Source organism: Psychrobacter sp. Marseille-P5312 (genome assembly GCF_900291405.1).
Classification (GTDB): domain Bacteria; phylum Pseudomonadota; class Gammaproteobacteria; order Pseudomonadales; family Moraxellaceae; genus Psychrobacter; species Psychrobacter celer.
Genome location: NZ_OLML01000001.1, coordinates 2,397,041 through 2,411,162, shown reverse-complemented (window position 1 = coordinate 2,411,162; position 14,122 = coordinate 2,397,041). Strand labels below are relative to the sequence as shown.

The following is a 14,122-nucleotide window of genomic DNA, read 5'->3' as shown; positions in this document are numbered from 1 at the left end:
GTTTCTACCAGTCCATGTTATCGTTTAAATTGTTCATATAATCAAAGCTTTCTGCGGCTGCCGGATCAGTCTGCGGCGCTGGCAAGCCGCGTGCATACAGCGCTTTTAGCTTGCTAGTCTGCGGCGTTTGGGCGGTTTGTTTTAACGGAGTAGGCTGCTGGCCCGGCAAGGTTAACCCGCCAGCGGTCACGGTATTGCCACCACCTCTGGCATTAGGGTTTATTTTATAAACAATCTGTTTAAGGTTGCCCAAAGACGACGCCCCTACCATTGATAAAAGTACCTTATGCCCTAGCGCGTTCTTATCCGCCTTGCTCATTTTGTTTCGGGTGCGCTCTGGCACTGCACTGATAACTAGGTCAAACGCATCGCCATACAAGTCCAAAAACTCTTGTTCGTTTTGCGCTCGGCCCATTTCTTTTAGTTTCGTGCCAGCACGCGCAAAGGCCGCTGTTGTTGCAGCGTCCGACTTGATGCCTAGTTGCTTGGCGTCTTTGATTGCGGTATTGACGCCTTTATCGATACTGACGTTGTAGTCTTGCGCGGTCACGATGCCTTTGCCAGAATTGCCCTGCTTGCTACTGCCTTTTGGTAGCTTTGGAACGGCTGGCACTGAGCGCTGCACTTGAACGCCATTTGACTGTCTGTGGATTTTAGCGACGTAGTTCTTGGTTTCACTAAAAGGAATGGCGTTGATAAAGTTCTGCATACCCATTGCGTCAGGGTTTCTCATAGCTGGGTTTTTCTTAATCCACTTATCAACCGCACCTGGGCCTGCATTATAAGCAGCGTAAGCAAGCGCTGGGTGCCCATACTTATCTAATTGCTCTTGATAGTAAAGCTTGCCTAGATTGTAATTATAGCTAGGGTCTGTCTTGTACTTATTGGCGTCCCAAGCAATTCCGTGTTTTCTTGCCACATACTTAGCGGTTTCAGGCATAACTTGTGCAATACCAATCGCGCCAGCCGATGACGTTAGCGGCTGGCCTTTTGAGTTAAGCTGCCGGCCATTACTCTCAGGGCCGATAAGAGCATCAAAACTACCCCATGCCGCCCCACCAACAATAGGGGTGCCGCCTGCATCAAGATCAGACTGCGCCGTTCTAATGCCTATGTTGTTTTGCGCGTTGACGTTCGCAAGGTCCACGGCGTTCGCGTGTCTCACGCCTAACTCGTCAATCAAGAACCCGTGTTTCACGCCTAGCTCGTCAATGGTATAGCCATGCTTGACGCCCATCTCATCAACTTTGTAGATATGTTCGCGCCGTTGCTTGCTTGCGTCTTTAGCGTCATCAATAGCCGCTTCGCCTCTTTTTAGGGTTAGCTTATCTTCTATCTCTTGAGCCTTAGCCGCGCGCGCCGCTGCTGCCGCTCTGATTTCATCTTCAATCGCGCCAGCGTTTTGCAACTTGTTATAGTTACTGGTTGCTTCTTCAAATGTTGTGCCCTTGCGCCCAAGCTCTTGACCAGTCTCTTTGTCGATGATGGTTTGAAAATAGAACGGCTTGCCGTCTGGCCCTTGTCGCTGAATGATTTTGCCCGTGGTTGCGTCGCGCTCAAACTCAATCTTGTACGGTAGCTTGTTGTTACTATTAACCGCTTTGGCTAACACATCAACTTTTTGCTGCTCGTCAGCGCCGATGCCGTCTAGGTAAGCAAGCTTATTGCGCGTTTCTTCAAAGGTTACTGAGTCGTTAAACTCATCGTTCTTAATCTTGTTTTGATTCAGCGTTATCTTTTTGCCTTCAAGGTTGACGTCATGGTTTTGCTGCGCGCGTAAGTCTTGCTGCTGTTGGCGGTTGCGGTTGTACTGCTTGTCCGCTACACGCTCAGCCTCGTCTTTTTTGTCCTGGTTATAGCCCATGATGTTTTGAGCAAAGCGGTTGGTAAACTGCGCAATTCCGGTTAAGCTACTCATATCAATCCCCTATTACATCCACACGCCTGTGCCGACGGTCGTTTTTGCTGGCTTGTTTTTATACTGATCCCACGCCTGATAGACAGTTGAGCCAAGATCGGCCCATTGATTAACGGCAGATGCGCCGTCATATCTTGCTTGCTTGGCGCGATCTGCGTAGGTTTGTGATAGTGCGGTTGCGGCACTTGATGAGGCGGCTTGCGCGTTGTTGAGTTTATTTACCCCTAGTGTTAAGGCGTCCTGCTGGCGTGCAAAGGTTAAATCTTCTGCTCGGTTAGACTCCTGACGACGTGCGTTGTTGATAGTACCTACCTTAGCAAGCGCTTTGGATAAAGATAAGTCGCGCCCGATAGCATCAGCGCGCCCACTATTGGGGTTAATCCCTAGTCGCTGCATACTCCTTAGACTTGCAGCGCCCGAATTGGCAAACTGCGTCTCCACATCACCGATAGCGTCCTGCGTTACCTGCTCATAGTCTGGTGTTACACCCTTCCTGACGGCGGCTAGGTAATTATCTTCAATCGGCTTATAAAACTCGTCGTAGTCCTCCTCCCTTTTTTTGGCGCTGGCAAGTTGCTGTTGTTGTAGCGCTATCGATGCAGCATTAGCTTTGTCGGCAGACTTCTGCGCCTTATCTTTCTCGTTATCACTCATGATGCCACTGACACCACCAATAACCGCACCTGCTGGGCCGCCTGTTAAAAAACCAGTTGCCGCGCCCAACAATCCGCTTAAAAAACCCATAACACCCTCGCTTATATTTACTATGTATTTAATGTTGATAAATTTTAGACACGACAAAAACCCAACCATCTATTGATGACTAGGTATCTGTTTGTTGTGAGGTGGCAAAGACTGCCTAAATGCTACAAGTGTTTTGCTTTTATTATGCAATTAGTATAACAAATTAATGTAGCAATCATACTTCTTTATCAACAAGCATTCCGTTTTTAACGTACTCGCTCGCATCGTTGGCTTGCCTATCAATTGGAATAATCGATTCATCATCACCTAGCGGCATCTCTTCAATAAACCAAGACGGCCCTTCTACTGTCTTTACTATCTCACCTGTGTCTGTTTTATAAACCGCATAGTGCGCCATTACTTACCTCCGCATGGTCATGGCATGGATATATCGTTGTGATAGGTTTGCTGTACCACCATTTGATACGCGCATCTGTAGTTCGTAAATACCTGCAACACCTGTACTGTCGTGCCTAGACAAAGAGAATGTGCCAGCGTTACGATTATCATTGGCGATGTCCACTCGGTGGCTGTGAGGTCCTGTGCTGGCGTGATTCACCGTGACATTACCACTTACAGATTGATAACCATTAGGGCCATAAGTGCCACCTGAGAATGATGCACTATGATTATGTCCGGCTGGATCGTAGGAGGTACTGGTTCTCGTCTCAGACCTCGCTTCACTGAAAAACACCTCTATATTATCAGCAATGACGACGCCACCCTTCACAATCCTACATAAGATGCTTTGCACGCGAGCATAGCCTGGAAAGTTAAAGATAGCGCTAAAGCTCAACATGGTGTGCCCCATATCAGAAGGCACTGCTAGACTCTGGATTGTCTTATACGACGTACCTACTGCTATACTGCCCTCTGTAAACGCTGACACGGGAACCGTTACTGCATTGCCTTTTATGTCTAGCGTGTCGATAGACGCACGACGAATATAGGTATCATCTAGGTAGTTCCCTGCTGGAATAACCTCACCATCAATGATAGTGCCATCAGGGTAAGACACGAAAGGCACGCTCTTACTACCACTCTGACCCTGTATCGCAAAACTACCTGCTCTAACAATAAAATCAACTGTGCGCCCGTCATTCTCAATCGCTAGTCCACCAACGACGCCATTCACATCAGTCTTAATCGACCACTTAGCGTTAATGCCATCTATAGCGCTTTGCGCTGTCTTAACCGAGGCTGTATTTTTGCCAACGCTTGATTGAATGGTGTCGGTGCGCTTGGCTAGGGCGCTGTGGGCTGTGGCATTCGCCTCGATCTGTGTCTGCATTACGCCAGCATTATTTTCAAAATCAGAACGAATCGTTTCCGTCTGCTCAGCTAACGCCTTTATTTCATCGACTCGTGTTTTAGACTCTTTCGATATGGCTGCTTTGTTGTCGTTGAGTTCTGCCTGTACTGCGTCAAACTTTTGGCTAGTAGCAAGGTCTGACTCCATGCGCGCACTGCGCTCACTCCAAACCCCTACTAGGCTCTCTGGTGAGTCGTCACCTGCCAGCCAATCGGTATCACCCGCCATACGCGGGTTGACCTGCGCGAATACACCACTGATATCACTGGCGTTAGCGGCGCTGGCACTGGCGGCTGTCTCTGCATTGCGCGCCACAATACCTTGAGCGCCCATCACCTCGTTATTAAAGGTCGATGTTAGGTTTGATAAATCCTCTGCTGTGGTGTCCGCTTTACCGGCAGTCGTGTTGAGCTTCTGCACGATGGACGATGATGAACTGACCCCATCGCCATTTATCTGACTGTCTAATGAGGTTATTGACTGCGCAAGCGCCCTGTCTTTATCAGCTCGCGCTTTTTCCTCACGCAGTAGTGCGGCATGGCTTGCCCCTGGTGACGGCCTACCCACCGCTATCCAGTCAATCTTAAAATAGTTTAGGTTGTCAGCGCTGCTGGCAAGCTTGATGCTAAACCCTGTGATAGTGCCCGTCCACTCCATATAAAAATTAACGATTGCAAAACCTTCTGGGGTGTACTCAGGCTCAGGCGCGCTAAGACTGCCGCCAGTGTAAGTGAGTACCGCATCCCACGTAGGCGTACCTATCTTTTGAATGCGCAGCTTGACGTGTCGATACATGCCGCCATCAATATCTACTACTGGACTATTAATGGTTTCAGTGCGTACATTGATCCAGCCATTGGCATAGACGCCGTTTACCCAGCCATCTTTGTCTTTATTAAAATGCCAAATCTCAAAGCTATCAAACTGCTCACCCACGCCAGCCGATAGAAGGCTCACCTGCTCAGCCAGCCCCTCAACCGCCGTGGCTCGTGCGGTGCGTTCTTGATGAATAAGCCCCGATGTTACTTGCGACAAGTCGTCTCCATCATAACCGCCGACCATCTGCGCGGCTAAGCGATTAATCTGCGAGGCCACTACCTCGTTTTTAGTAACAAGCGTTTTATTTACCTGTGTTATTGATGCCTTATTGTCATTGATACTAGACAACAAGCCATCGGTTCGCTTAGACATCGCCATGTCTTTTTCAATGATGGCGCTGCGCTCGCTCCAAACTCCTGCAAAGTAACTATCATCGCCCGCCCATTTGTCGGTATCGCCCGCCATATCAGGATTGACTTGTGCATAGATTCCATTAAAGTCGCTAATCAACTGACCCGTCTCATCTGAGCGCGTTTGTATCTCTTGCACTAGGTCTTGGTGCAAACCTTCATCCACGTTAAATCGCTCAAGCGCCTCAGCTTCAATGTTTTGCTGTAATAGATTCGAGCTATCTGTAATCGACTGCTCGCGATCTTGACGCTCTTGGGTTATTGCTTCATTAGCTGCAAGAACGTCAGCCACGCGCTGCAAGCGCTCCTCACTGATAGCGTTTTCGTTTGAGGTTATCTTTTCAATACGTGTGCCCAACTCCTTACTTAGCTCTGACTCGGTAATATGACCTCTGATTTTATCAAGTATAGGCCCCACACCCGTCTCATCACCAATCACGCCAACCAAGTCTGCACGAATCTTTTTACTTGATCTCAGTACATAGCTTTGCACCGCTTTGTTGATACCGACCAACTCATCGGCTGACATTTTTTCTACTGCCTTTTTAAGCGACTGTAGAAATACCGTCGTGTCACGATCTGCATTTTTAGGAACACTTGGCAGTGATATTTTTTTACTACTCATTGCTTCACCTATAAAATAGTATCGCGCATGGTTTCAGCCAGCACCACTTCACGAATAGCCACACTTGATTCAATCTCAATAGAAAAATCGCGCTTAACGCTATGATTTTTAACCCTAAATGGCTTGTTGCTCTTAACTTTAGATTCATGCAATAAAACCTGATCAGCGTAAACCCTAAATGTTATTGCATCTGCCGGATAGTTGTCAGCGACCACCTGCGCGGCAAGCATACGTCTAGGCGTGTCCACATTAAAAGTCTTTGAGCGCCATTTGAAGGTTTTGCTAGTAAAGGGTTCACCGTACTCCGGGTTGAATGAGGTGTGCTTAGAAATAATGCCGCCCATTGCTGCGGTGTCTTTATTGATCATCTGCACCAAGTTGCCATCTAAAAAGGTATTTAGCGCATACTCATCGAACCACAAGACACCTTTGCTTCCGTCATTAAGATCAATATAACCGCTACCTTTATCGCCACCGTTATCCCAAAAGAATAAGTAACCATTCTTATAAGCAGTCGCGTGAATACTTGACGGTTTAATATCCTGCCAGTCGCGCGTAGAAAATACGCTTTCTGTGAGTAGCTTTGCGCTGTTGGTAGTGACAAGAACAAGGCCATTTTCGCTTGCGTACATACAGCCATGATTGAGATTGACCATGCTGCGCGGAGATACACAGCCTTCATATAGCGGTAAACTAAGAACGCTCATCGACTCAGGATCACTACCACTAATCAGTATTGGATTACCTGTAGTGGCGACCACAATCGTATTATCGTAGTGACCCAAGCCCATAATGGTATGCTGCGAAATTAGTTCATAAAACCGTGGCCATGCGTACAAGGTGTATGGTTCTGATAAACAGATTGTTTTATCGACATAACCGTAACCCACCCCACTGTTGGTAACACCCAATCCTTTCATGCCAACTCTTGGCTGATCATAATTCATTGTTACCAACGGCTCGCCTATCTGAGTGGACCCATACGGCATATCATCGATAAGGGTGACACTATCTCCTGTCATGGTCAGCAGATATTCTTTGACAAATAAGAATTGTGCGACACCAATAGAGTTAGTGACTGACCGATAAAGCCTAATGGCATTTATCCCATAGTCTCTTGTCAGTTTGGTGCGCGTGCCTTCTGCATAAGGAATGGTGAGAATAGGCTCATCGCCTTTGGTTAGATATAAGACCTCTTCAATCACGCCTGGCGCTGACTCGTCACCAAAGCGATTAACATACGTCAAAGCATAGACACGCGCTTCCACATCATCGGGCATGTTAGCGATTATCTCTGCCACTGCATCGCTAATCTCACCCTCTTTCTTATCAACGCCTGACGAGTTTTGACCGTCCATTGCCTTTTTGAACATATCTTTGATAGCGTCTGTGATTGACGCATAAGTGATAGGCTCAGCAGGCTCTTCACCTTCGACGGGTTCTTGTTCAACAACTGGCGGTGTAATGCCTGTTATAACGGTGTCTTTAACTTCGGGCGCTGGCAAGCCTGCAATGTAGTCAAAATTATCAGTCACAAGCTCGTACTCGTCGCTTGCACCGCCCACATCCCAATCGTTAAACATCAGTGGCGCTTTCTTATCCTCCGTCGTCCAATAAAGACGGTAAGCGTCATGGACTGGTGAGAAGGCAAACTTTGCAAGCTCATTACTAAACTTCTTATAGGTTTTACCGTCATGGTCAAAAAACATGGCGCTAACAAAGTTTTCAGCACCAACAATGTTAGACGCATAACTGTTACTAGCTTGATTACTAGGGGTTAAAACGCCATGCTCAACCATGACGTTTTGGCACGACTGAGCGGCATAATCTGGTAGCTTCGTTGGGTGTAACTTCGGCAGCGTGCCAGCAAAATCATTGATACGTATGTGCATACTGATTGCCTTATTTGTACTTATCCAGGGTATTTTGCCCAAGGTAGCTGGTAGTGGGGGCCGTCCTTAAAACTTTTCCAATCCCCACCCCATTCAAGCGACACACCCACATCCACGGCAGCTTGCTTCACAGCATCAGCTAGTGGGCGGTAATACTTCCAGTCCCAAGTAACCTTGCCGGCCTCGTCGAGCGCGAACAAGTCAACAGCATGGCCGGTTAGGTGCCGGCTGTTCATTGTCTTTGTAGCGCCTTGAGCGTAAAGCTCTTTTTGCCGAGTGATTGAGCGCAGACCTTCGCCTACGCTAAAATCAATGTCTGTGATTTCAATGGCACGCTCAACGACTTTGACCAAATCAGGATGCAGGCCATTAAGTCGCGCCAGCGATTTATCTGACAACTTGTACTGACCCGCTGGCTCGACCGGCTTATCTTCCTTGTTTACCGCATTATCATCACTATGCGCTTTACAGTGTATAGCTGCCTCAGCCATAGCATAAAAACCTGCATGTGACTGATTGCCCCAATTACCATCTACCAAGCCGTCATAAAAACCATGCAGCTTCATCGTGGCTTGTAGGTTTTTGATAGTTGACTCTTTCATTCCCACCTCAAAATCAGACCAAAAAAAAGCCCCAAAAATGGGGCGATATTCAAACCATTTATCTGCGCTTGCGGCCGCTACAGTGTTTGTATTTTTGCCGGTATTGTCTTGCCAACATACACCAGCTCACTATCATTAGTATGCGCTGCATATCGATTCGGCTATCCGCACCGGTCACATAAAAAGTATAAGACGCGCTCGCCCATGCCAGCGTGCCGCAAATAATCGGGAAGGCATAGATAACCCTTGTCGATACATCGCAGCGCGCTACCTTTAAGTGGTTGATAAGCACGAACATCCCATACAGCGCACCAATGGCGCACAATACTACGCTAGTCGTTATTGTGGACATTGTGGCGCTCCTTCTCTTTGCTGTCTGCTACGACAACTTTAAACTTAAATGGATTGACAGCGTTAAATAGGCTGGCTTGATTGCGAGGTATTGAGGTGGCGGCTAGTAATGCTTGCAGCAACGGAGCTGATAGCAAAGACGCAACGAAAGCGTAGGCCGTCATAGCAACCTGCGGGGGATCGCTGCCGTCTGAGATAAGCACGCATAGCGAGATACCGCCGAACACACCAAGAAACGGCTTAGCGAGCATTAGAAACCTAAAGTGTTTATCAATCTCAGGTATCTTGATGAAGTTAGCGCCAATGCCGCCTGCCAGCGCAAAAAACCAAATAGGAATCCAGGACACCAAGAACGGCGCGCCCATACCGTAGCGGTTAACGACGATAACAGTTTCGGCGGTGATGCTTGTGCTGTTGGAACTAATCCGAGCCATAACGTCTGTCATGGCAGTTAGAGCTAGTGCAAAAAGCAATAGCGCTCGCTTTTTTATGCACAAGCTTTTATTAAATCCGAGCATAGTCGCTCCTTTTTTTCAAAGACAGCCACATATGCGGATGTATAAATTAGATACAGAAAAGCCACCGCTTGGGTGGCTTGTTTTTGTTCACCCAAAAGTAGCGGGTATAGATGTTGAAGGCCTGCCCTTCAAAAACCCATTGCTAATATGAGACTTAGCCTTACGGATCGTTTCATCAAAGGCCGCCATGTGCACTTGCGCCATGTTTGGCTCTGACCATTCTCTATTAGGCATAAGTTGCAAGTAGGCAATAGTCCCTGACAGCAGACCGTCATAGTATCGCTGGTAAATAAAATCAGGACAGTTTTCAGTTGTCTGGTTGATAGACAGTGATACTACTACGTTATCCGTCTTGCTATCATCGGCTGGCAGGTTAATAATATTAGGATAGCTATGAATGCTATCTAACAGCCCTTGCGCGTCGCAGCATTCATCGGATAACTGCCACACTTTGATAATGTGCGTATCATCAGGTATGGCAATCTCGCAGCGCCTATCAGTAATACTTAGGTGGAAGTCGTTGGGCGATAGCACTTGACTTGTACCTGCCAGCGGATCAAAGGCATTGACAACATAAGCAAAGCTTTCATCGCAAAACCTTTTGAGTGCTTGCCTTGCGGCAAAGACGACAGCGAGTCTTGGTACATTGCTCGCGTCGTTGTTGCCCAAATGAACACTTACACCATCTACAAACTCATCAAGAGCTACCATAAATCACCTATTACATTGACGTGCGACGGGCAGATGATACGCGCTCATCTTGCACGTCTTTCACGCCCAACAATTCAAGAGCCACACGCAAATGATCTGTGCCTGACACACCGTTTGAAGCATCACCAGACAAGAGCTTATAGAGCATAAGCTCTTGGATAGGCTGAGCAAACACAGCCGATACAGGAAGCGCATCACCAACATTCAGCTCGGTCACGCTATCAGCGTAACTACTGTACTCAATCTCTACCTTGCTGCCTACGGGTACTGTGGGGTAGATATAAAAGTGCTTAGGCGACCTTGCGTCAAACATATACTCTTTGACGATTGTGCCGCTAGTGTTATGCCAATCCGGTGACATGCTATCCATATCCTCTTGCTGCACCAAACGCACAGCGCGGCCCGTACCGCCCGTATCGGTGATATTGCGCACCACACGTAGCAGACGCTCGCCATCAGCGGGAATATACTGTCTTGATCCCGCCTCAAGCTCTAGCGTCGCAATCTTTGAGGTTGCATCAGGACGCACAAGCGAGAGCATAAGCAAGGCTTGATTAAGCGCGATAATCAGCGCTGAGTCCGACCAAGTGATTGCTTCTGGGTCATTTAGCTGCGTCATGCGCACGCCATTTAATAAATCTTGACTGCTAAACATAGCGATATCATCCTAATATGGGTTTGTATCAAGCAGTGATTACACTACTTACCTTTGCTGGCTTGATCGTTAGCAGCGCGCTCTTCTTCTTGCATGGCTTTACCGATTTTGCGTAGCAGCTCATTCATGTTGTCGCCTTTCTTCTCTTCAACGTCGAGACTGGCGGCTTTTTCGCGAATCTTGGCGCTGTGTGACGGGGTAAGCTCCAACGTTTCTTTGGCCCAATCTTTTACCGTGTCGTTTTCAGCGGTGTCAAAGTCGATAGACAAGATGTCATCAAAGCGATTGGTAAACGCATCTTCATCAATAGCCGCGCCTTTAGTGACCTCAATCTTATCGACATAACTTGCATCGCCACGATACAAGCGATATGACTCACGGATTGATAGTAGTCGGTCTGCGTGCTCTTCATTGTCCACGTTACAGACATGCGGTGAATTTTCATCGCTACTGTCTAGCGGCTTGAAGTGATAAGTCTTTTGGTTCACAAGGTTGTGACCAAATGTGACCTTGGTGCCGCCCTTGCGACGCAGTAGGCATTGAATAGGCGTTGATTGCTGCTCAACACTCTCTTGAGTATCGCTATTCTTTTTGTCGTCAGCCATGACATGGCTCCTTTTAATAAGTAGATGAAATGGAAAAACCCACAGCGACTTGCGTTGTGGGTTTTAATGACTTACCAGTAGTTGCTTACTCGTCGTTGCTGGCGTGACGGTAATGCGGTGTGATGTGAATGAACGAGCCTTTCGGAATCGTGCCTGCGCCTTTTAGCTTAATGGCAATAGTTGTTGGGCGATCTACTACTTTAGCTAGTCGGCCTTCAATCACATTGTCATTAATCTTAATCCATTTCTGCGCGGCAAGGTCGCCATCAGCAATAAACTTGGCGGCGATATCGGTTTCATCGGCATCCATGACGCCCACGTCGGCAGTGATACCAGCACCTAGTGCACTACACACCACTTCAATACCCAGAATCGCTGAGCGCTCAGGTAATTTGCACATCAGGATAAAATCGCCGACAGCCACAGTGGTTTCGGCAAGGAATTTGTGGGTAATGGTTGGTGTGTTAGTCACACCGCTAATCATTGAGCTTTGAATCTGCGTGTTATGCAAATAGCGCTCAGACTGGAACTTGGCCATAGTCTTGTGTCCTTTATAGAGATACTAAACAGAAAAAATAGATAATAAAAAAGCAAGCTGGCATGACCAACTTGCTCGGATTTGAAATCCAACCTTGTGTATCAGATTAAGCGCGTGACTTACTCACTGCGGTATAAGCTGCCATTGAGTTGACAACTTTACCATCAAACGCTGGTAGCTTGGTGCCGTACACCATGCCAGCAGAGATACCAACCTGGTTGCCATAGTCTTTTTCTTTCTCTTCCCAGTTGGCGCGCATATTCTTATCGCTTGCACTACCAAAGGCGACCACAGCAGCCTGACGGCCCATGAATACGCCTGTATGCGCCTTCACGTTGTTGCCAGCACCAAAGTCGTTGTACGTCACAACACTATTCACCTCTTTAATGTGAACTTTGTTGTACTCGCCAGCCGAGCCTTTGAAGATATGGTTTTGATAACCGTTAGCAGCAGCCGCCGCTTTTTGGATATCAAGCCAGCCACCAGTGCCAGTATCTTTGCGCAAGTCATGAATCTGCTCAGGCGATAGCGTCAGCATGTAGTATTCTTCTGCCGACTCTTCTAGTGGCTCCATGCGAAACTCACCATCAGCTTTACCGCCGCGCTTAGACTTGAGTACCAGCTCATCAATAAGATCAAGAGACATGGTGTCAGCAGTCGTCATACTGGCCTTTGATGTAGCAGAGCCGCCATAGACAATACTATCTTCATCGTACTTCTGGTAATCCATGGTGCCACGGATAGGCGCCGTTGCACCCAGCGGGATATACAAGTCTTTCGCATGACCACGGCCACCGCCCAGCGTTGTCATCACGACATCATCAAAGTGGTTCGCGTGCCAGCGCTCAAGCTTGACCTTGGCGATTGCGCGTAAGTCATTGATAGTGCGCTTTTGGTTCATCTTGCCACCAGGCGTCACACCATGTCGAACTTGGTTGATTTTAACTTCGTCCGTGAACGCGGTTAAATCTTCCTCGTTACCCTCAAGAACGTCATCACCATAAGTACCACGACCTTTGAGTTGAACAAACATATCGAATGATACGTTGTCACCTGCGCCGCTTTCTAAGTCATTGATAACACCAATGGGCGCGTTTGCCATTTGACCGGCTTTGCCCACCAGTTTGGTAGAGGCCATCAGCTTGCTACCGTAAAAAGACTTTACGAAAGCGGCACCGAATAACGCACCTGCCCATTTTTTGACAGCTTGGCTGTCGTTGATTTTAGTCTGTGCCATGATATTAGTCTCCTTTAGTCAGACTATTTTTGGTATCACAGCACGTATGCGCTTGTTCACCCGTTAAAAAACTCACGTCGCTATCTTGATCGGTTATCACTTTTAGTCTTGGTGAACGCCCGCTCTTTTTTTCCACCACAATCGTACAAGGGCCAGTCACCTCGATAACATCGCCTATGCTACAGTCTCGATAGCGTATCTTATTCATAAATATATTTTAACCTATTGATTTAGCAGGTATTCGTTTTGCTGCGCTTCGCTCATATCAGCGATTGCACGCTCTAGCGCTGGCCCATCAAGCTTGTCTAGGTGGGCAAACTTGCCGTTATCGTTGCTGTTAGCAACGACCGCTGGCATGTTCGAGATACTAGGCATCGTCTCTGGGTCTGGTTTGACCGACTTGTCAGCAGGCTTATCCTCTTTCTTGCCAGCATCAGGCAGGTCCATATAAGACGATACAGCGGCGCGAGCTTTGTTTAGCAATACATCAAACGGCGTGCCAGGCGGCATACTTTGTGCAATGACGCCTAGCTGTTGGTCAAGCGCGGCAAACTCAGGGCTGCCTTCGACAAAAGGTTTGTTCTCAGGACGCGCCATAAAGTCGTTTACTGCGACAGCAAAGTCGTTTTGAAACTGCTCTTGCTTACTGGTTTCGCGCTCAGCAATCTCATCTTCTTTTGTGACAAGCTCCGCCTCTCGCGCCTCAATACGCTTTAAGTCGCGCTCAATACGAACCTTAGCGGTATTGTACGCCCCATCTAAGATATCACCATCATCGTACTGCTTACCTAGCGCTTCAAGCTCAGCAAGTTTAGCGTCAAACTCTGCATCAATAGCGGCGCGCTTTTCTGCTATCGTCGCGGCTTCTTGTTGATAATCGTCTTGATTAGTAGTATCAGCGTCATCAGTGCCGTCAGTCTCAGCGTCGTTGGCTGTATCGTTATCGCCAGCATCGCTATCGTCAGTAGCATCAGCTTCGGTATCTTCATCTTCATCACTGTTGCCACCTTCATCAGTGTCAGCATTGATAGCATCGATTTCAGCTTGGGTTAAACCGTCGTAGCTTAGGCCAAAATCTTCATCAAGGTCATCGTCAGCATCTACTTCATCGGCTGGCAGGTTGTCTAGCTCTGTGGTGTCGATGTCAAAGTCGTCATCGTGTGTATCTACTGTCATATCAATTAT

Annotated in this window: 14 protein-coding genes; all 14 read right to left on the bottom strand. The window is 47.7% G+C overall.

The features are described from left to right. Positions 1-4: 4 nt before the first annotated feature. On the bottom strand, positions 5-1,918 hold the full coding sequence (locus C6W44_RS10490) for a transglycosylase SLT domain-containing protein (RefSeq protein WP_105245469.1): 1,914 nt from the start codon (positions 1,916-1,918) through the stop codon (positions 5-7). Positions 1,919-1,930: 12 nt separating this feature from the next. Next, entirely contained in the window at positions 1,931-2,662 is a 732-nt protein-coding gene (locus C6W44_RS10485; protein ID WP_105245466.1) for a hypothetical protein, read from the bottom strand. 175 nt (positions 2,663-2,837) lie between these two features. Next, complete coding sequence (locus C6W44_RS10480; protein WP_105245464.1) at positions 2,838-3,020, bottom strand: hypothetical protein; 183 nt, start codon at positions 3,018-3,020, stop codon at positions 2,838-2,840. A 3-nt stretch (positions 3,021-3,023) separates the two neighbouring features. Further along, entirely contained in the window at positions 3,024-5,828 is a 2,805-nt protein-coding gene (locus C6W44_RS10475; protein ID WP_105245462.1) for a hypothetical protein, read from the bottom strand. 8 nt (positions 5,829-5,836) lie between these two features. Continuing rightward, positions 5,837-7,720 (bottom strand): hypothetical protein, encoded by a 1,884-nt coding sequence (locus C6W44_RS10470; RefSeq protein ID WP_105245460.1) that lies wholly within the window; start codon positions 7,718-7,720, stop codon positions 5,837-5,839. Positions 7,721-7,740: 20 nt separating this feature from the next. Further along, positions 7,741-8,322, bottom strand: coding sequence for a M15 family metallopeptidase (locus C6W44_RS13675; protein WP_264755624.1), 582 nt, complete (start codon positions 8,320-8,322; stop codon positions 7,741-7,743). A gap of 58 nt (positions 8,323-8,380) precedes the next feature. Further along, complete coding sequence (locus C6W44_RS10460) at positions 8,381-8,674, bottom strand: hypothetical protein (protein ID WP_105245458.1); 294 nt, start codon at positions 8,672-8,674, stop codon at positions 8,381-8,383. Continuing rightward, positions 8,655-9,191, bottom strand: coding sequence for a hypothetical protein (locus tag C6W44_RS10455; protein WP_105245456.1), 537 nt, complete (start codon positions 9,189-9,191; stop codon positions 8,655-8,657). Before C6W44_RS10455 ends, C6W44_RS10460 begins: the two co-directional genes overlap by 20 nt. Before the next feature lie 87 nt (positions 9,192-9,278). After that, the gene (locus tag C6W44_RS10450) at positions 9,279-9,902 is read right to left on the bottom strand and encodes a hypothetical protein (protein ID WP_105245454.1); all 624 of its coding nucleotides are present in this window, start codon (positions 9,900-9,902) and stop codon (positions 9,279-9,281) included. Positions 9,903-9,912: 10 nt separating this feature from the next. Then, positions 9,913-10,557, bottom strand: a complete 645-nt coding sequence (locus tag C6W44_RS10445) for a DUF6682 family protein (protein ID WP_105245452.1) — start codon at positions 10,555-10,557, stop codon at positions 9,913-9,915. Positions 10,558-10,601: 44 nt separating this feature from the next. Beyond that, on the bottom strand, positions 10,602-11,162 hold the full coding sequence (locus tag C6W44_RS10440; protein ID WP_105245450.1) for a hypothetical protein: 561 nt from the start codon (positions 11,160-11,162) through the stop codon (positions 10,602-10,604). An 85-nt stretch (positions 11,163-11,247) separates the two neighbouring features. Continuing rightward, positions 11,248-11,700 (bottom strand): hypothetical protein, encoded by a 453-nt coding sequence (locus C6W44_RS10435; protein WP_105245447.1) that lies wholly within the window; start codon positions 11,698-11,700, stop codon positions 11,248-11,250. 106 nt (positions 11,701-11,806) lie between these two features. Further along, positions 11,807-12,937, bottom strand: a complete 1,131-nt coding sequence (locus C6W44_RS10430; RefSeq protein ID WP_105245445.1) for a N4-gp56 family major capsid protein — start codon at positions 12,935-12,937, stop codon at positions 11,807-11,809. 222 nt (positions 12,938-13,159) lie between these two features. Next, complete coding sequence (locus tag C6W44_RS10420) at positions 13,160-14,113, bottom strand: hypothetical protein (RefSeq protein ID WP_105245440.1); 954 nt, start codon at positions 14,111-14,113, stop codon at positions 13,160-13,162. Positions 14,114-14,122: the final 9 nt, after the last annotated feature.

Bases quoted from the DNA above. Each gene is read 5' to 3' on its own strand.
- C6W44_RS10490 (WP_105245469.1), bottom strand. From the start codon at position 1,918: ATGAGTAGCTTAACCGGAATTGCGCAGTTTACCAACCGCTTTGCTCAA.
- C6W44_RS10485 (WP_105245466.1), bottom strand. From the start codon at position 2,662: ATGGGTTTTTTAAGCGGATTGTTGGGCGCGGCAACTGGTTTTTTAACA.
- C6W44_RS10480 (WP_105245464.1), bottom strand. From the start codon at position 3,020: ATGGCGCACTATGCGGTTTATAAAACAGACACAGGTGAGATAGTAAAG.
- C6W44_RS10475 (WP_105245462.1), bottom strand. From the start codon at position 5,828: ATGAGTAGTAAAAAAATATCACTGCCAAGTGTTCCTAAAAATGCAGAT.
- C6W44_RS10470 (WP_105245460.1), bottom strand. From the start codon at position 7,720: ATGCACATACGTATCAATGATTTTGCTGGCACGCTGCCGAAGTTACAC.
- C6W44_RS13675 (WP_264755624.1), bottom strand. From the start codon at position 8,322: ATGAAAGAGTCAACTATCAAAAACCTACAAGCCACGATGAAGCTGCAT.
- C6W44_RS10460 (WP_105245458.1), bottom strand. From the start codon at position 8,674: ATGTCCACAATAACGACTAGCGTAGTATTGTGCGCCATTGGTGCGCTG.
- C6W44_RS10455 (WP_105245456.1), bottom strand. From the start codon at position 9,191: ATGCTCGGATTTAATAAAAGCTTGTGCATAAAAAAGCGAGCGCTATTG.
- C6W44_RS10450 (WP_105245454.1), bottom strand. From the start codon at position 9,902: ATGGTAGCTCTTGATGAGTTTGTAGATGGTGTAAGTGTTCATTTGGGC.
- C6W44_RS10445 (WP_105245452.1), bottom strand. From the start codon at position 10,557: ATGTTTAGCAGTCAAGATTTATTAAATGGCGTGCGCATGACGCAGCTA.
- C6W44_RS10440 (WP_105245450.1), bottom strand. From the start codon at position 11,162: ATGGCTGACGACAAAAAGAATAGCGATACTCAAGAGAGTGTTGAGCAG.
- C6W44_RS10435 (WP_105245447.1), bottom strand. From the start codon at position 11,700: ATGGCCAAGTTCCAGTCTGAGCGCTATTTGCATAACACGCAGATTCAA.
- C6W44_RS10430 (WP_105245445.1), bottom strand. From the start codon at position 12,937: ATGGCACAGACTAAAATCAACGACAGCCAAGCTGTCAAAAAATGGGCA.
- C6W44_RS10420 (WP_105245440.1), bottom strand. From the start codon at position 14,113: ATGACAGTAGATACACACGATGACGACTTTGACATCGACACCACAGAG.